Annotated in this window: 18 protein-coding genes; 16 read left to right on the top strand and 2 right to left on the bottom strand. The window is 47.6% G+C overall.

Going from position 1 to position 17,051, the window contains the following annotated elements:
* Positions 1–5: 5 nt before the first annotated feature.
* The 12 genes from MHI38_RS14725 (at position 6) to MHI38_RS14670 (ending at position 10,472) form a co-directional block, all read left to right on the top strand.
* Positions 6–1,004 carry a glycosyltransferase gene (locus MHI38_RS14725; RefSeq protein WP_154890074.1) on the top strand — a complete coding sequence of 333 codons (999 nt, stop codon included), beginning with the start codon at positions 6–8 and terminating at the stop codon, positions 1,002–1,004.
* Between the two features lie 126 nt (positions 1,005–1,130).
* On the top strand, positions 1,131–1,418 hold the full coding sequence (locus MHI38_RS14720; protein WP_154890076.1) for a hypothetical protein: 288 nt from the start codon (positions 1,131–1,133) through the stop codon (positions 1,416–1,418).
* 14 nt (positions 1,419–1,432) lie between these two features.
* Positions 1,433–1,885 (top strand): hypothetical protein, encoded by a 453-nt coding sequence (locus tag MHI38_RS14715; RefSeq protein WP_261769303.1) that lies wholly within the window; start codon positions 1,433–1,435, stop codon positions 1,883–1,885.
* 223 nt (positions 1,886–2,108) lie between these two features.
* A complete protein-coding gene (locus tag MHI38_RS14710; RefSeq protein ID WP_186809699.1) occupies positions 2,109–2,270 on the top strand; it encodes a hypothetical protein in 162 nt (53 codons plus the stop codon).
* A 98-nt stretch (positions 2,271–2,368) separates the two neighbouring features.
* Positions 2,369–4,492 (top strand): ribosomal protection-like ABC-F family protein, encoded by a 2,124-nt coding sequence (gene abc-f / locus MHI38_RS14705; RefSeq protein WP_154890078.1) that lies wholly within the window; start codon positions 2,369–2,371, stop codon positions 4,490–4,492.
* A 629-nt stretch (positions 4,493–5,121) separates the two neighbouring features.
* On the top strand, positions 5,122–5,586 hold the full coding sequence (locus tag MHI38_RS14700; RefSeq protein ID WP_341181354.1) for a hypothetical protein: 465 nt from the start codon (positions 5,122–5,124) through the stop codon (positions 5,584–5,586).
* Positions 5,586–6,032, top strand: a complete 447-nt coding sequence (locus tag MHI38_RS14695; protein WP_318294958.1) for a hypothetical protein — start codon at positions 5,586–5,588, stop codon at positions 6,030–6,032. The genes MHI38_RS14700 and MHI38_RS14695 overlap by 1 nt, the downstream gene beginning before the upstream one ends.
* 54 nt (positions 6,033–6,086) lie before the next feature.
* Positions 6,087–7,502: a glutathionylspermidine synthase family protein gene (locus MHI38_RS14690; protein ID WP_341181353.1), complete on the top strand. Its 1,416-nt coding sequence runs from the start codon at positions 6,087–6,089 to the stop codon at positions 7,500–7,502.
* Positions 7,490–7,894 (top strand): DUF350 domain-containing protein, encoded by a 405-nt coding sequence (locus tag MHI38_RS14685; RefSeq protein WP_253499327.1) that lies wholly within the window; start codon positions 7,490–7,492, stop codon positions 7,892–7,894. Before MHI38_RS14690 ends, MHI38_RS14685 begins: the two co-directional genes overlap by 13 nt.
* A 113-nt stretch (positions 7,895–8,007) precedes the next feature.
* Positions 8,008–8,955, top strand: coding sequence for a nucleoside hydrolase (locus tag MHI38_RS14680; RefSeq protein WP_154890084.1), 948 nt, complete (start codon positions 8,008–8,010; stop codon positions 8,953–8,955).
* Between the two features lie 206 nt (positions 8,956–9,161).
* The gene (locus MHI38_RS14675; RefSeq protein ID WP_154984372.1) at positions 9,162–9,488 is read left to right on the top strand and encodes a helix-turn-helix transcriptional regulator; all 327 of its coding nucleotides are present in this window, start codon (positions 9,162–9,164) and stop codon (positions 9,486–9,488) included.
* Positions 9,489–9,494: 6 nt separating this feature from the next.
* Positions 9,495–10,472, top strand: coding sequence for a permease prefix domain 1-containing protein (locus tag MHI38_RS14670; protein WP_341181352.1), 978 nt, complete (start codon positions 9,495–9,497; stop codon positions 10,470–10,472).
* A gap of 123 nt (positions 10,473–10,595) precedes the next feature.
* Here the strand turns inward: MHI38_RS14670 and MHI38_RS14665 are convergent, their stop codons facing one another.
* Positions 10,596–11,078 (bottom strand): heme-degrading domain-containing protein, encoded by a 483-nt coding sequence (locus MHI38_RS14665; protein WP_308722617.1) that lies wholly within the window; start codon positions 11,076–11,078, stop codon positions 10,596–10,598.
* Positions 11,079–11,300: 222 nt separating this feature from the next.
* Between MHI38_RS14665 and lspA the strand changes: the two genes are divergently transcribed.
* Entirely contained in the window at positions 11,301–11,783 is a 483-nt protein-coding gene (gene lspA, locus MHI38_RS14660) for a signal peptidase II (protein WP_090921622.1), read from the top strand.
* Positions 11,784–11,899: 116 nt separating this feature from the next.
* Here lspA and MHI38_RS14655 read toward each other — a convergent pair whose 3' ends face one another.
* Complete coding sequence (locus MHI38_RS14655; protein WP_154890088.1) at positions 11,900–12,565, bottom strand: hypothetical protein; 666 nt, start codon at positions 12,563–12,565, stop codon at positions 11,900–11,902.
* Positions 12,566–12,989: 424 nt separating this feature from the next.
* On the opposite strand from MHI38_RS14655, the gene MHI38_RS14650 reads away from it, so the two are divergent.
* The 3 genes from MHI38_RS14650 (at position 12,990) to MHI38_RS14640 (ending at position 17,037) form a co-directional block, all read left to right on the top strand.
* Positions 12,990–14,756, top strand: a complete 1,767-nt coding sequence (locus MHI38_RS14650; RefSeq protein WP_154890090.1) for a histidine kinase — start codon at positions 12,990–12,992, stop codon at positions 14,754–14,756.
* Positions 14,746–15,534, top strand: coding sequence for a response regulator (locus MHI38_RS14645; protein WP_154890092.1), 789 nt, complete (start codon positions 14,746–14,748; stop codon positions 15,532–15,534). Before MHI38_RS14650 ends, MHI38_RS14645 begins: the two co-directional genes overlap by 11 nt.
* 165 nt (positions 15,535–15,699) lie before the next feature.
* The gene (locus tag MHI38_RS14640; RefSeq protein WP_154984378.1) at positions 15,700–17,037 is read left to right on the top strand and encodes an extracellular solute-binding protein; all 1,338 of its coding nucleotides are present in this window, start codon (positions 15,700–15,702) and stop codon (positions 17,035–17,037) included.
* Positions 17,038–17,051: the final 14 nt, after the last annotated feature.

Below are 17,051 nucleotides of genomic sequence, written 5' to 3'. Positions count from 1 at the left end.
AAAGTTTGCGTAAAGTCGGACTGGTTATGCGTAAAATTCAATTCACGGAGGCTCAGGGGCCGCGGGTGTTCGCGGATCGACTGAAGCAGATCGGGCTGGAGCTGGGCGTGGACGTTGTGTTCATCTCGCCGGAGCGCCATGTGAGCGGATACGACTGGCTACCGGGGTACGAGCATGAGAAGGGTGACCTGGTGAACTATGATATCGTGCTGGATCAGATTCATAGCCAAAATATTGAGCATGTGATCTATACGGTATCGGGATTTACATTTCTGAAAATGTTTTTGCCGAAAAGTGTTCTGTTTCCGCACAGTTTCCCTGACCCGGCACTAACCGGGTATGAGATGATGAAGCCATTCTATACGATGGTGGATAAAGCGATTGTGCAGACCGAGTTTTTGAAAAGAGAGCTGGGGCGCAATTTCGGCGTGCATGACGTGAACGTCATTCCGATTGGCTTCAACGAAGAGCTGGCGCACCGCCATTATGACCCGAGTCAGGTCGTGCATAATCGCGTGCTCTGGATCGGGCGGGATGAGGCGAACCGCCGTCCCGACCTTGTGCTGGAATATGCCCGGCAGAACCCGGACAAGGAAGTGTATATGGTGTTTGGCGGTGTGCGTTATAAGGAAAGTATGAAAAAGTATGATATTCCAAATAACGTGCAGCTGAAGTTTGCACTTACTCAGGATGAAATATTTACGCTGATGAACTCGGCCAAGGTGTACTGGAGCTGTTCAGCGTTTGATACGTTTGCGATGCCACTGACGGAAGCGATGGCGATGGGGAAAATGGTCGTGAAACCCGAGCATGCCTGCTATGGTCACATCAGGTCCACGCATGCTTTTGCAGGCAATGAGGATAACTGGTTTGAACTGGTGAACATGGCCGCGGCTGCGCCGCGAAGTGTATCAGAGGACAACCGCGAGTATGCATTTGGTGCCTTTTCAAGAACGATAATGAAGGAAGGGTATCGGAACTTTTTTGCAGACTGGTTGAAGTAAGGCGCCAAGCTATGAATAAGTATAGATAAAAAGCGATCATTCTAGTTCATGCCCTATGGAGAGGTTATACCGTAATACTGCTCCGTAGCGGTCGATATGAATATCCAATTATAAGGAGAGAATTCTATGGATATCGTTATTTTGTGGACGATTGGGATGTGGGTGGTGCAATTGCTGATCGAATGGATCGTGTATCGGGCGCAGGGGCGTCAGATGACGTGGATTCAGTCCATTTTGCCGTGTCTGACATTGCTTGGCGGGGCGGGTGTGATCGTGATGAGTATCAATATGGAAAACTGGAACGCCATTGGTTATGCGCTGCTTGGTGTGGCTATAGGTACATCAGGGTTGTTAACGCTGATTACGGTTGCGATTACGGCTCTGGTGCTTCGGCGTCGTGGAAAGGACATATGATGAATAGCTTAATCATGGAATATTGGTCCGCTGAACAGCGAGAGATGCCAGGTATAAATTGCATCGCTTTTCCAGAAGGAACGGTCATTATTTTAGATATCCGCACATATTTTGACCCTAACAGCAACGAGCGAACCATGTATTGTTCTCCCGTTTGTGATACGACGATAGACAGTATTGTGAAATACAATCCGGATTGCTGGACGATGGTAGATGCATGGACAAGTGTGGATTATCAAGGTGGGAAAATCATTGGTGGAGACGGGCAAATGGGGAATGAAGGCTTCATTGCTTGTACCGATGCAGAAGGTCGTTTGGTGTGGGGGATTTTTTTGGAGGACACCAATCCCATCAAAAAATTAAGTGTTAGCGGTAACTCGTTAATTGCGATCAATGAGCATGAGGAACTGCGCGTGGAGATAAATTTGCACAATGTAGTGGATATTCGAATGACTTATATAGAGTAATTTACCTTCCGGGTAGAAGAGTGGTAGAAAATCGGAAGAAGAGCCGTGGAAGATTGTAGGAATTTAGCAAGAGTACTCAGGGAATGAAAACGGCTGATGGAGAATGGCGAATGAAAACCGTGAGCACAGCATATGACAGGGATGCTAGGCGCATGAGGTGGTTGCAGAGGTGCAACCGTCTGTGATATATTGACATTACTTATGACAAGGGAGGTGAAGACAGGTGAATCACGAGATGCTTAACAACCGTATTAGCCAGCTGCCGATTGCTATGGCTGGCATTGTTCACACTTTTTCGAACAACGGGAGAAGTCTGTCCAATTTTGAATATACGGAAGTTAACATGTACGAGAAGATGCCTGCCTTGACCTCATTCGGACGATAAGCATATTTGCTTGAATTCTGAAGGGCCGCGGAGCTAACCTCCTGCGGCTCTTTTTGTGTTGCGGTCGGGCTCTTCCACACCATAGGAGGAACCTTATTATGATGATTATTAGCGCGCAACAGTTGAAACAATATCACGGAGCACATCTGGTGCTGGACGGCATTACATTTGAAATTATGGAAGGCGACAAGGTGGCCCTGATCGGCCGCAACGGAAGCGGCAAAACCACCTTGATGCGTCTGATGGCTCGGTTATGCCAGCCGGACGAAGGCCAGTTAATGCTGAAAAAAGATACACGTGTCGGTTACGTTGCCCAAGTACCGGAAGGATTGGATGACTATTCTGTACTGGATGTACTGGGTCTTGGGTTTCAAGAGTTGATCGCTTGTCGTAACCAGATGAAGGAGATGGAGCAGCAGATGTCTGATCCGGCCTGCGCAGCAGATCCGGAGCAACTGGAGAGGTTGCTGAAACGGTATGCGGCGCTCCAGGAACGGTTTGAACGCGAAGGCGGATACGAGATGGATGCACGGATTGATCAGGTCGCGGATGGCCTGGATATTGCCAAGGCGCATTACAGCTGGCGTTTCGGTTCGCTTTCAGGCGGCGAACAGACACGTGTTGTGCTGGCTTCACAGCTGATCGTCAGTCCGGATCTGTTATTGCTGGATGAGCCGACGAACCATTTGGATCTGGAGCGGGTGGAGTGGCTGGAAGGATTTTTACGAGATTATTCGGGTACCGTCATTCTGATCTCACATGACCGCTATTTTCTGGATCGGGTCGTGACACGTACGCTGGAGCTGGAGGACGGAGAGGCCGAAATCGCTACGGGCGGATACACCGAATATATGAGGGTGAAGGAACAGCGGCTACTAAAGCAATTTGAGGAGTTCAAAGAGCAGCAGAAGGTCATGAAAAAAATGAAGGAAACCATTCGCCAACTGGAGGAATGGGGCCGTGTTGGCGGTAACGAAAAGTTCTTCCGCCGTGCAGCCTCCATGCGCAAAGCACTGGAGCGGATGGAGCAAATAAAACGTCCTGTGCTGGAACGTCGTCATGCAGATTTTGATGTGCGTCCGACGGATCGGACAGGTAAACGTGTAGCTGTGCTGGAAGACGTGGAGAAACGATACGGCGATCGAGATATTTTACAAGGCGTCTCGGCGTTACTGGAATACGGGGACAAAACGGCCTTGATTGGCCGTAACGGTTCCGGTAAAACCACGCTGTTCAAGCTGTTGCTGGGTGAAGAACAGCCGGATGCAGGCAAGCTGGAATGGGGCGCGCGCGTTGATGTGGGATATTTGGCCCAGCAGCAGGAGCCTGAGAATCCAAAGCTGAGCGTGCTGGAGCACTTCCGTCTGGAAGCAGGCGTAGAGGAAGGGGAGGCTCGTGGCATTCTGGCGAGATATCTATTCTATGGTGCAGATGTTTTCCGTTCGGTAGGGCAACTGTCCGGCGGGGAATGGACTCGCCTGAGGCTTGCGTTGCTGGTCCATCGCAAACCCAATGTATTACTGCTGGATGAGCCCACCAACCATCTGGATATTGCCTCAAGAGAGGCGCTGGAAGATTCACTTGCTGATTTTGAAGGAACCGTGCTGGCTATCTCACATGATCGATACTTCGTGAATCGTCTGGCTTCTGGTGTCTGGGAACTGGAGGATGGACAACTGACGGCATATCTCGGGGATTATGAAGCGTACCGAGAGAAAAAGCTTGATCTACAGGCACATGCAGCGAAAGAAGTTTCACAAGAACTAGGAGCAGGTCTTGCTGGAAACGGATCGGGAAAAAGTAGAAAAGCAGCAGGAATGAATACGGGAATCGACGGGAAGTCAGCGGTGACGGGAGCGAACAAAAGCACCCGACTGAAAGTAGGCGGAGACGCACCTGATGTTGCATCTGCAAGCGGAGAGATCATGTTAGAGCAAGCTCATACTGAACTCGATGCTGGACGGGTGAACAAGAATGTTGGAAGTGTGAACGGTGACCGCAGTAGCAGTCAAAGCCGAAGTGGTAGCAATCGTGGTAACCACGGGTCTGCTCAGCAACTGGAGCAGGCGATGGCTCGTATGGAGGTTCAAATCCGGGAACTTGATCAGCGACTTGAAGCATTAGCCAATGATTCGGTTGCTCTGGAGCAAGCCTGGAACGAGCGGGAGCAGTTATCGGCAGCATATGATGAGTTATTGGCTCAATGGGCTGAGATGGGATAGTGGACCGGATATGATGCAAGTAATACATCTAAGACTCGTACCATGGGGTAAATACTAGGCTGATTGTTGAGGTAATAGCTACAAGTGTATGGAACTACTAGAGTGCAAGGAAACTGAATAGAGCACAAAGAAACTGACTAGAGTACAAAGGACGTAAAGGACTGTCTCACGGTTGATGCATTTGGTGTGCATTGACTGACATGAGGAGTCCTTTTCTGTGTGGTTGTGAATCAGAATATTCTAACGATCTGAGGAGAGGCTATTTGGCTGTTTTTTAGTGATTTTAAAATTCTAACGATCACCAGGAACGTTATTTACTAAAAATGTGGAGCTTTTAGCCGATTTCACTGGTTTTTCTCCGAAATAACGTTTCTCCTGATCGTTAGCGCATGAGCAGGGGATAAAATGGGTAGGAAAACAGGTAACTACGCCGGGCATATAGGCTAGCAAGTACGCAGGGTGGAGTACAATGATAGAGAGAATCATATAAATGTCTGTGCTTCTTTTTACATGTCTCGGCGAATAGTGTAACTTTTTTCCTCCTCATGCGTTTAATACGTTTGTGTATATTGAATCGGCTCACCTACGAGCTTGCAGATTGGGAGGGAATCACCATCTATTATTCATTGATGTATCGCAGTTGGTCGGAGGATAAACAGGCAGAAACGGGCGTGCTTGAGCAGGCTTCAGTGACGCGGGATGAACTGTTTATGCGTAAGCTGGTGGATGCTACCCTGATGAAAAACAAACTATGGGCCCATCTGTCCAATGAGTGTCAGGATCGGCGGGATCACGCCATTTATGTGACTGCGTATGACCAGCAGATGCCGGAAGGGCACGGTGCTGCTATAGCGGAAGCAGCGCTGGGCAGGTGTAAAATGTCTCCCATGTACAGCCCGGAATATATGCTGTGGAATGGACGTTCCTTTGAGGAACTGGAGCTTGCGGAATCCTCGGGTTACACCATGGAACTGGCCGAACAGCTGCTGGATCACTACATGGTACGCGAAGGCGAGACGTACGAGTTTTTGTACTCCGTGCTCGATGCGGATCGGAAGAAAGTACTGTTTTTCATGAAAGAGGTGGATCTGTAATGAAGGAAGCAGAGGTGCAAAAACCTGTATCCGGGCAAGTGTCCAGAAATGTCATCGGGGATGAAATTGCGTTCACGTTAGAGCCTGGTTCTGAGACTGTAGTAGCATCTAGCAACGCATTAGAATCAGAATCATCATCTATCTTAGGCTCTGAAATAGGCTTTAAACCACACTCTACTCCAAGCGCCAAACCAGGCTCCAAAGCGAAACTGGTTGCATTCTCGCTGATGCTGGCTGTGCCTGCAGTGCTTGCGGGATGTGGTAGTAGCAATGACGAATGTGATCCCGAATATGATACAGGCTGTGAGTACGACTCCAGCAGCGGTCATTATTATTACGGCGGATCTTCTTATCGCGGAAGCAAAGACGGCAGTAGCTCTTATAAAAGCTCAACCAAATCCAAATCGAGCGGCTTTGGCAGCTTTTTCCGAAGTTCGGGAGGTTAATGACATCATGAAGCAGGCAAATATTCTCCGCATCATCCGGGGGAGGTCGGTGGGATGAGGGAAATGTACTCATTGCCGTTCAGTCATGAGGATATTTTCGCGAGCGAAGCTGGTGAGCAAATTCCATATCATCGTATGTACGGCAAACAGTACTGTGTGCCCGCATTGACGGTTTATACACCGGAAGAACTGAAAGAGCTACACACTGCGGCGGAGGCGGTGGACGCGATTTACGGAAAAGTGATGCGTTTTATTCAGCGATATATGCCAGATTCGTTTCTGGAGCATGCACTTGGCATACATCCGGGGCTGATTCCGGCAGCGCGTATGGAGGCTGTTACAGGCGGAATCACTCGTCAAGACTGGATTATTGGCGAAGCTGGTTTGAAATGTATTGAAAATAACACCGACACGCCCACAGGTATTCCTGAATCGGCGGCACTTGAACACATTTTGATCGGACGGACAGAAGACCAGGCATGGACTGCACCCTCTGTGCATATGGATGCACGTATCCGAGATTGCTTCCGATCGTGGTTATCCTTTTATGCTGAGCAAGGGTTGCAGGGGCCAGTCACATTCACCTCTTACGGTGAGCATGTCGAGGATCGTACGAATACCACCTACCTGATGGAACGCTGCCGTGAGGCTGGATATGAGGTGTTATATGCTCCGCTGGAGGAGCTTGAGATTGTGCCGGGAGAAGCGCTGTATCATCAGGGCCGCGAGATTCAATTGTTATATCGGTTGTATCCGCTGGAATACCTGATCGGGGATCGGGACGAAACGACCGGTGTAGACATTGGTGTTGCTCTGATTGAACTGGTACGAGAAGGACAGCTTGGCCTGATGAATCCTGTCCAGCATGTGCTGATGCAAAGCAAAGGTTTTATGGCTGCCATCTGGTCGCTGTACGAGCGGAATGAGCAGACGCCAGAGTACTGTGGATTTACGCTTTTTGACGAGGCAGAGTTGGACGTGATTTCACGGTATTTGCTGCCGACCTACTTCACCGCGGAGCCGTTTGAGCAGAGCGATGCACCTTACGTAGCCAAAAGCTATTGGGGGCGAGAGGGTCGTGGCACAGTTTTGCTGGATCATAATGAAGTTCAAGATCCGGGGGACGTCGTGGATACGAATAGAGATACGGGTATGGATAAAAACACAAATGCGGCACGCGGATCTACACTCTTTAGTAAAGATGATGACGAAGAAGAAGAGGTCGCCGCCTATTACGAAAATCAGCCTAAGATATATCAGCAACTTGTGCCAATGGAACAGGCTGTCATTCAGACAGAGGATGGGGAATACCGTGGTTATTTGCTGACAGGAGTATTTGTAATCGGTGGACGTTTTGCCGGAATGTTGCCCAGGGTCGGGGAGAAGGTAACCGGAGATATGGCGTATTATTGCGCAGCCGCTGTACGTAAACCAATGAATGATGAGGAGGAGAAGGAATGGAAAAGCTAGGGTTGAACCTCGTGAATGTTGCAGTGGGGATCGGCATTCTGTTAGTGGTGTTGATTGTGGGGTATTTTGCATTTAGCAAATTGACCCGGTATAACGACAGTGAGGAGATCGCCAAAGGCAACGAGGCGGCAGGTATGTACATGGGCAGCAAGCTGCTGGGTCTGTGTATTATTGTGGGTATGGTGTCGTTCTCAACGCATGCATGGCTGGATATGCTTCTGTGGTCGGGACTGGGTATCCTTATTCTGTGTCTGGTCTATATTATATTTGATTTCCTGATCCCGAAAATGCGAGTGTGTGACGAGATTGCACGAGGTAATATGGCGGTAGCACAGTTGTTACGCTCCGTGATCATCGGCGTTTCCATCGTCATTGGTACGTTTTTGATGTAAAATAAACCCTGACGTTTCGCGTAGATATGTCCGTTGAATAAGTATAGTGATATAAACGAAGGTCGTTTGGCGGATATAAAACGAATACTATACAGAAAAAGGAGCGCGGCAACATGAGAAGAGTCATCATTGATACCGATACAGCAGGAGACGATACGATTGCGATCCTGACGGCATTGCATCATTTTCAGGTGGAAGGCATTACGATAACCGGAGGGAACGTGCAGTTTGACCAAGAGGTTGAAAATGCACTGTACACCGTGCAGGTTGCCGGACACGGCGGCAAGGTTCCGGTATATAAAGGCTGCGAGCGTCCACTCATGGCCTATGGTCAGGCTCAGCATCGTACGGTAGAAGATGTGCATGGCGATGACGGTATGGGCGGCGCGCATTTCCCCAAGGCGGATCAACGTCCCGAGAGCGGGCATGCGGTTGATTTTATTATCGAGAAGGTTCACGCACATCCTGGGGAGATTGAACTGCTGGCGATTGCGCCGCTAACGAACATCGCGATGGCGATTCAGAAGGACCCAACGATTATCCCTGAGATTGCTCATCTATATATCATGGGTGGAACGAACAATGCACTGGGCAATATCACACCGGCGGCGGAGTATAACTTTTACGTAGACCCTGAGGCAGCCAAAATTGTACTGCATGCAGGCATCCCTATTACGATGGTTGGCTGGGAGATGTGTACTCAATATTCCGTTATGGATGATAACGATCATGCAGAGATTGCAGCACTCCGTACCTCGGGCTCCGATTTCTTCATTGCAATCAATAAAGTAGTCATGCAATTCAACAAATCGGTACATAAATTAAACGGAACAACCCATCCCGACACTTTGTTAATGGCGGTTGCCGCAGAAGAGTCACTCATGACGAAGTCGGGTCATTATTACGTCGACGTAGAAGCGGCAGGGGAATTGACACGCGGATACAGCGTGGTGGATATCAACGGACGTTTTGGTAAAGCGCCAAATGTACGTGTCTGTGAAGCAATTGATCGTCCGAAGTTCAAGTCCATGCTGCTGGATGTGCTGACTGCCATTCAGTAACCGCATCGTTAAACGCAGAGCAGGAGAAACGTTTGTAAATGGTTTACAGAATATGCGTAGACTAGGTTACATCTATTAAATCCGTACCTCTAACCAGGTGCGGATTTTTATTTTGCCTATTTTAACTAAACTACTTCATCTGTCGTAGTAACTGTGCTATACTCAAACTACTACGACAGATGAAGTAATGAGGGGGAATACCTTTTGTGATTAGCAGTGACGTAATACGGGGGTATAATGATACGCTGATCCTCTACATGTTGCTTGAAGGAGAATCGTACGGATACGAGATTTCCAAGAACATCCGGCAGCTAACCGATGAAAAGTATGTCATGAAGGAGACTACACTCTATTCGGCCTTTACCCGCTTGGAGAAAAACGAATATATTGAATCTTTTTATCAGGATGAAAGTCTGGGCAAACGCCGCACGTATTACCGGATCACGCCAGCTGGCCTGGACTATTACAGAGAAAAATGCGAGGAATGGAAGGTTACGCAAGAGGTCGTTAATCTGTTTATCAGGGAGCTGTGATCGGATATGGAGACAATAATGGTGTATCTGGACAATATGTTTGCGGGATTGCCGAGAAGTCCTGAGGTGGAGCGCATGAAACAGGAGCTTCTTTCGGGTATGGAAGATAAATATCTAGAGTTAAAACAGGAGGGCAGATCAGAGAATGAGGCCGTTGGCATTGTGATCTCTGAGTTTGGCAACATCGAAGAATTGATGGAAGAGCTCGGAATTCAGACTGAGGATGCTTCGGAAACATATCCTGTGCTGACCGAAGAAGAGGTTCAGGCCTATCTCGCGGCTAAGCGAAGTGCAGGCTTCTGGACGGGGCTGGGCGTGTGGCTGTCCTCGGCGGGAATAGCTTTTCTCATATTAATGGATACGCTGTTCGAGAGCTTAGGATCTTCATCAGATCAAGGTACGTTCGGCATTGGCTCTGTAATTGGCATGAGTGGTATGTTTGTGCTGGCGGCTGTTGCCGTGGGTATGTTCATCTATAGCGGTATGAAGCTGGGACGGTTCGAGTATATGGAGAAAGGGTTCCAGCTCCCACGTTCCCTGTTGATGACTATCCAGCGCAGTAAGGTAAGCTTTGCACTCACATATCGTGTGGCTCTTATTACGGGCGTGTGTCTGTGCATCCTGTCTCCTGTTTTCATATTTGCAGGGGCCTATGTGAATGATACGTATGCGGCTTACGGTGTATCGGCTCTCTTGGCTACAGCGGGGATCGGTGTGTTTTTGTTTGTCTATTACGGTAATATTCAGGGCTCCTATACGACGTTGCTTGAGGATCAGCATCTGAATGCAGCCAAGAGAGAAGAGGCACGAGCAGTGCGAGCCGTTGAGGCTGTGGTTTGGCCACTCGCGACAGCGTTCTTCCTCTTTACCGGTTTCGTCTACCAGCGCTGGGATATTAACTGGGCGATTTTCCCGATTGTCGGCATTCTCTCCGGCAGCTTTAGCAATGTATATCACATGATGAAAAATAAAAAGCCATCCTGATTCCTTAACTGCGTTCTGGATCGAAAAAGTTAAAAATACTAAACCCGCCTTATTCAATCATATAAGGCGGGTTTTCACGTGCACAACGTTCCAGGAAACGCAGTTATGAGTATGGAGTATGTACTACCCCTCTAAAAATGAGCGAATGCCTGTGGTGACGAGATCATGATCTTCCTCATCAGGCAGACCCGAAATTGTGATTGTCCCTACTTGCCCTTCCTCTTTTAGGATCAGTGGAAATGCACCACCAGCCAGTACATAATCGGAGTCAGATAGTTGGTAATCTTGCTCCAATATTTTATTTTCGCTCCGTAGTCGTAAGGCCGTATGCCAGGAGCTGGAGCCGAAGTGGTTGACCACGTTGTTTTTGCGCCGAATCCAGCTTTCGTTATCGGGGTGGGTGCCTTCCATCGCATGCAAAAAAAGACGGTGTCCCTTTAGCGTAATATCAATGGTCACCGCTTGTGAGCGGCGTTTCGCTTCCTGAACTAGATACAGGCCGAGTTGTAGTGCTGTTTCGGAGTTGAATGTATCCCATATCAGTTCCTGTTCTTCCTGCTGCATCTGTGCAAGTCTTGCAGTGATTTCGGGATTAATCGGATTCAAATGAAAGACATCTCCTTCGTATGTGTGATGAAGCTCTACATTCGACGCAGGACGGGGCTCTACCTGCCCGTAGTGAATTGCACACTTTATCGAATGTTAGAAGAGACTTAAGATCGGATCATTTGGAGACGTTATAACCGCTGTGGTAGAGTAAGAAGAACGTTATAATGATTTTTCTGCAATTGAACATAAAGAGCGGCTTAGGCAGGCAGGGGGAAAACGATGTTGTTTTATTTTATCGCGTTGCTGGTTACGCTTGTGGATCAGGGTACCAAGATCGCGGTTCGGATGTATATGGAGGTCGGCGAAGTGATGCGGCTCGGGGATTCAGGGATGCAGCTGCAACATTATGAAAATAGCGGTATGGCCGGAAGCATGTTTCAAGGGAATGCACGTTTATTCGGGGTCATTGCCGTGCTGTTTATCGTAGGTATGCTCTATTATCGGCGTAAAGGTGAGATACGGGGATTCTGGATGCAGGCCGGGGCAGGTTTCATGGTCGGCGGTGCACTCGGCAACGCCATAGATCGCTTTGTATATGCTCGTGTGACGGACTTCCTGGTGTTTCCGTCGGGGCGGGGCATATTGAATCTGGCGGATGTGGCGATTAATATCGGTGTGGTGATGATCATCATCGGCATGCTGATTCGTGCCTATCAGCGGTATCGGGAGAAACGTCTACGTAATGCGCTGCCTAAAGGGTGACATTGATGGATATCACTAATGAATGGTGGAGCATGTTCTGATGATGGTTGCAAAAGAGCCGAGGCAGAGGTTAAACCTGCTTCGGCTCTTTTTTATGGCGAATTTTTAAAAGGGATTTAGTTATTTAATTTGAATAGTTCTGCGTCAAGCTCAGCTAGTTTTGTGAAAGAGATGGTCAGCTCTTTTTGTAAGTGTAACCTGGTCAGTATTGCTTCTTCGTTTGACAATTTAGCGAAATTTTCATTGATATATTTTTTATAAATGTCTGTGTTTATTTGGACGATTTCATTTGCAAGTTTTAGGCTCTTATCTAAATTAGCAGTTACAACTAAGTCAGAATCGGATTCGCTTTGCAAAAGAAGTTTTTCAAACATAGCTTTACTTGAATTAAAGTAGATAAAACCAGGGACATAATTAAGAGTAATAGGTTCTGTCATGTCCAGAGAGAAAGCTTTTTTTCCATCAGGAGTGTTATATATCTGTACATAGCTTGCATATTGATTCTGATTCTGATTTAACTGTTCGTAGCTCTTGTATAACAATAATAATTCCTCTTTACTAATCATCTTTTTATCTATAGCGCTCTGCAAAGTTGACAAGATTGAATCTGAGGTAGAAAGAATGTTGCTTTCGTAATCTGATAGTACCTGACTGTATTGTTGATTTAAATAATCTTTTAGTTTTCCGTTACTTGAATTATAACCAACAACATTTGCAACTAGAGAGGCTACAAGAGCAAGTGTTAAAATGATAATCCAATTTTTTTGGCTCATTTTTTTCATAAGTTAAGAATCTCCTTAGAAAGTTAGGTATTTGATATCATTTTTCATATTGTCTATCATAATATAATATTTCATAATATTATATATAATTACATATTAAGGGGTTTCGAGGGGTGGAGCTTACGTTGCTCCATGTTCTTCTCTTATCATGTTCTAATCTATTGAAAATCAGTTGAAATCCATTGATCCCCAAACAAAACTATGTTATTTTGAATGAGATAATTTAATGGTTAAACAAAGTTGATCCGCTAAGAGGAAAAGAAACATAAGAGAGTTTAATTTTTCGGCTCTTTTGCAAGCGCTTCAATATAACCTTAACAGAATAACGTAGATGAATCCGGCATCGAGTGTATTCCCGTTATGTAACATACGGGCGTGAGATGGTGGTTTCTTTTACATGCAGAAAGAGGAGGACGTCTAGATAGTGCAGCGGAAAACAAGGCATTTTAACTCGCTTCGTAATCAGATCTTTGTCGGTTTTGTAATGGTCATGCTCATAGTCCTGCTGCTCGCAGGCATCACAGCCTATGACCGTGTAGCGGTTTTGTTGAAAAACAATGCCGAGAAGCATATCCATCAGACCGCGGTACAGGCCAGTGGCAGGTTGGATGCACTGATTGCACAGGTGAATTCCCTGACCGCTCAGGTTGCAGATGATGCTTATGTGCAACGTCTGCTGAATGAAGAGAAGCGAGGGCAGAAGGCGAGCTTTAATCAGCGGCAGGCGTTACTGCAGATTGCAGGTAGCTACCAGTCCTTTATTAATGGTGCACAGAGTATGGAGATATACACTACGGATTATAGTCGTATCTTTCCGATGGATGATCGTTCCTTAAGTCATAGGCTGGAGCGGAACTGGATTGTCAAAGCGGACGAGGGTAAAGGTCGACTGGTGTGGGCTGGCTCCGATCCCGACGATCCGAGCATTCTTCTGGCTGTTCGGCGGATCAGTCTGCTGGAGCGTTCCTTTGAGCATGGGGGATACGTGGTCGTACGTATGCAACGCAGTTTTTTTCAACTGAATGATTCGGCTGGGGCAGACGGCTCCCAGGATTCGATTATGCTACTGGACGGTGACGGTGAAGTGGTGACCTCCAATTTGGATGTGCATCTCGATCCTCAGGCGGTGATGAACAGTGAATCGGTTGTTCAGAATGGCAAGGAATCTTATATCGTGGTGAAGCAACGATCTGAGTTAACGGGCTGGACACTGGCTGTACTGACACCACTGCGAGAGACTACAGAAGGAGTGTCTATCCTGAGAACGGCTCTGCTTGTATCGGGAATTATCGGCGTTGTGCTTTTCTTAGTCATGTCCTTCTTCCTCTCCACGATGATTACCCGTCCGCTAATTCGGCTGATGCGGGCGATGCGCGGGGCACAACCAGGGGCCATGAGACCTAACCTCATGGTGAGTTCTACCTTAGAAATCAATGAACTGAATGACGTGTATAACCAGATGGTGTATAGGCAGAATGAATTGACGCAGGTGGTACATGAGAAAGAGGTCATGCAGTCCCGGGCTGAGATGAAGGCGCTACAATCCCAGATCAACCCTCATTTTCTGTTCAATACATTAGAAGCGTTCTACTGGTCACTGGAGGAAAAAGGAGAGGAGGAGATGGCGCGTATGGTTATCGCGATGTCTCGGTTATTTCGCTACATAATCTCCAGCCCCCATCAAGATGAATGGGTTACGATTGCGGATGAACTTGAACATGTAGAACGGTATCTGAACATTATGCAGATGCGGCTGGGCGACAGAATGCAGTGGGAGATCAGGCTGAGTGAAGAGTTGCGAAGCGTACCCATGCCTAAGTTGCTGATTCAGCCGCTTGTGGAAAACGCCGTTCTGTACGGCATCGAGAATACGTTAAAACCTGGAATGGTGAAGATCAGCGTACAACCTTCATCGATAACAGATATCGTGTGTGTGGAGGTGCGGGATAATGGACCAGGCATAGACGATGAACGTCTCCAGACGATTAAACAGGCGCTAAACGGAGGTGAGCCGTTAGCTCCAGGCCGAGGAGCTGGTGTGGGGTTGATCAACGTATATCAACGTCTACGGCTTTATTTTGGTCGTCAGCTTGGTGAGCATGCCAAACTTACAGTTGAGAGCGGAGCTGGAGCAGGGACAGTGATTCGATTTGAGATTCCGAGGGAAACGGAGGCTACACATGATTCATGAAAAAACAATATTGATTGTGGACGACGAGCCACGTACAAGAGAAGGTATACGCAAAACACTTGAAGCATGGTCTGCCGGGAAGAACCGGATTCAGACGGTTGCGAGTGGCGTGGAGGCCAGAGAGTGGCTTGCAAGCCAGCCGGCTGACCTGCTGATTACGGATGTACGGATGCCAGAGTTGTCTGGCTTGTCTCTGGTGGAAGCTATTCAACATTTTCCAAGCAAACCAGCGGTGCTGATCATGTCAGGGTATGCGGATTTTAATTATGCGCAGCAAGCGATTAAGCTGGGTGTGGTAGATTACTTGCTCAAGCCGATTGATAAAGAGCAGCTGCTTCAGACCGTACAGAAGGCACTTCTTCTTCATGAGCAGCAACGACGTATCCAAGCGATGCAAGACATCGTTGACCCGAAGCTGGTAGACATCCGGGAACGGAGAGAGCAACAGGATAATACACCGATTGGAGAAGCTTTGGCATACATTGAGACACATCTGGGTGAACCGATGACGATGCGTGAGCTTGCCGATTCCCTGCACTTGAATTCCAGTTATTTCAGTGTGCTGTTCAAAGAACAAGTTGGGCTGAATTTCAGCGAATATCTCATGCGCAAACGGGTACAGCGAGCAAAGGAGTTGTTAGTGCAGACGAACCTGCCCATCTCCGAAATTGCGGAGAGAGTAGGCTATCAGACCGATAAATATTTTATCAAAGTATTCAAAAGCCTGGAGAATATCAGTCCGAGTAAATATCGTCACTCTGTGAACGAAAAGGATTAACAGATGGAGTTAAGCAGAGTTCACTCTTTCAACAAAAAGGGAATGAATACTCAAAATAGTGGAGTTTTTCCAAATCATTCTACCCTTATAGGCGGATGATGCCCATGCTACACTTTTATTAAAGCGGTTACAAAAACCGAAATTCCACTATTGGGGGTTGGAAATATGAAAAGAAAGACACTGGCTATGATCCTGTCATGGACGCTGATTCTGGCTGTCATTTTGTCTGGATGCAACAATGCAGGTTCCGGGGCGGGCAATGATTCCGGTAGTAATGCAAGCGGCGGTGACAGTGGCGGAGATGGCAAGGTTACTCTGAAATTCATGCATCTATGGCCTGCAGGCAGCTCCGCACAACAGAACAAACTGGTCAACGATATTATCCAGCAGTATCAGACCGATAACCCAAATGTGACGATCAAGCAGGAAGTGCTGGAGAATGAACAATACAAAAACAAACTGAAAATTCTGTCTGCTTCCAATGAACTTCCCGATGTGGGCGTAACCTGGGCTGCGGGATTCCTGGAGCCTTATGTGAAGGGTAACCTGTTTGCACCACTCGATGATTTGCTTAAAGGGGATCTGGGCGAGAAGTTTATCGCCGGAACGACCGAGGCTTACGCGGTAGACGGTAAAACGTATGCACTGCCGATTGAGCTGAATATCTCTCCTATTTATTACAACAAAACGATATTTGAAAAATATAACTTGCAGACACCAGCCACCTATGATGAATTCCTGAACGTGGTGAAGACGCTGACCGATAACGGTGAAGTGCCGATTGCACTGGGGAACAAGGACCGCTGGACGGGTTCACTCTGGTACATGTACTTGGCGAATCGTGTGGGCGGGGATGCATTGGAGAAAGCCATTAACGGCTCCGGTAAGTTTGATGATCCGGCACTGACACAGGCTGCGGCTGAAGTGCAGAAGCTGGTGGATATGAATGCATTCAACAAAGGTTTTAACGGCTTGTCCAACGATGAGGGCAAATCCGAATTCATGAATGAAAAAGCGGCTATGTATCTGATGGGAACATGGGAATTGCCAAACTTTACAACGAACCCGGACATTCCGCAGGACTTCAAGGATAAGGTTGGATTTTTCAAATTCCCGACGATTGATGGCGGCAAAGGCGACATTAACAGCTGGGTAGGCGGACCGGGCGTAGGATTGTTTGCGGCTCAGAACTCAAAAGTGAAGGACGAAGCTCAGAAATTCATTCAATACTTTGTGGAAAAATGGGGCGAAAGCTCGGTGACTGAAGCTGGAGTCATTCCAGCAACTAAAGTGGATACCGCTGCAGTCCAGCTGCCACAACTTTACATCGATCTGCTGAACGAGCTGAATCAGGCGAGTAGCCTGACTCTCTTTGCAGACGTGCAGATGAAACCGGCTGCTGCTCAGGCGCATCTCGATATGATTCAGGCACTGTTTGGTAAAGCAGTAACACCGGAAGACTTTGTGAAGAATCATCAGGCTGCGATCGACAAAGGCAACTGATGTAGACCTCACCG

Origin of the sequence: Paenibacillus sp. FSL K6-1558 (assembly GCF_038002565.1) — a bacterium.
Classification (GTDB): Bacteria; Bacillota; Bacilli; order Paenibacillales; family Paenibacillaceae; genus Paenibacillus; species Paenibacillus polysaccharolyticus.
The sequence above is the reverse complement of the archived record's forward strand: the minus strand, read 5'-3'. Positions and strand labels throughout refer to the sequence as shown.

Bases quoted from the DNA above. Each gene is read 5' to 3' on its own strand.
- MHI38_RS14685 (WP_253499327.1), top strand. From the start codon at position 7,490: ATGGAAAAGCTAGGGTTGAACCTCGTGAATGTTGCAGTGGGGATCGGC.
- lspA (WP_090921622.1), top strand. From the start codon at position 11,301: ATGTTGTTTTATTTTATCGCGTTGCTGGTTACGCTTGTGGATCAGGGT.
- MHI38_RS14640 (WP_154984378.1), top strand. From the start codon at position 15,700: ATGAAAAGAAAGACACTGGCTATGATCCTGTCATGGACGCTGATTCTG.
- MHI38_RS14715 (WP_261769303.1), top strand. From the start codon at position 1,433: ATGGAATATTGGTCCGCTGAACAGCGAGAGATGCCAGGTATAAATTGC.
- abc-f (WP_154890078.1), top strand. From the start codon at position 2,369: ATGATGATTATTAGCGCGCAACAGTTGAAACAATATCACGGAGCACAT.
- MHI38_RS14670 (WP_341181352.1), top strand. From the start codon at position 9,495: ATGGAGACAATAATGGTGTATCTGGACAATATGTTTGCGGGATTGCCG.
- MHI38_RS14695 (WP_318294958.1), top strand. From the start codon at position 5,586: ATGAAGGAAGCAGAGGTGCAAAAACCTGTATCCGGGCAAGTGTCCAGA.
- MHI38_RS14700 (WP_341181354.1), top strand. From the start codon at position 5,122: ATGTATCGCAGTTGGTCGGAGGATAAACAGGCAGAAACGGGCGTGCTT.
- MHI38_RS14655 (WP_154890088.1), bottom strand. From the start codon at position 12,565: ATGAAAAAAATGAGCCAAAAAAATTGGATTATCATTTTAACACTTGCT.
- MHI38_RS14680 (WP_154890084.1), top strand. From the start codon at position 8,008: ATGAGAAGAGTCATCATTGATACCGATACAGCAGGAGACGATACGATT.
- MHI38_RS14690 (WP_341181353.1), top strand. From the start codon at position 6,087: ATGAGGGAAATGTACTCATTGCCGTTCAGTCATGAGGATATTTTCGCG.
- MHI38_RS14645 (WP_154890092.1), top strand. From the start codon at position 14,746: ATGATTCATGAAAAAACAATATTGATTGTGGACGACGAGCCACGTACA.
- MHI38_RS14720 (WP_154890076.1), top strand. From the start codon at position 1,131: ATGGATATCGTTATTTTGTGGACGATTGGGATGTGGGTGGTGCAATTG.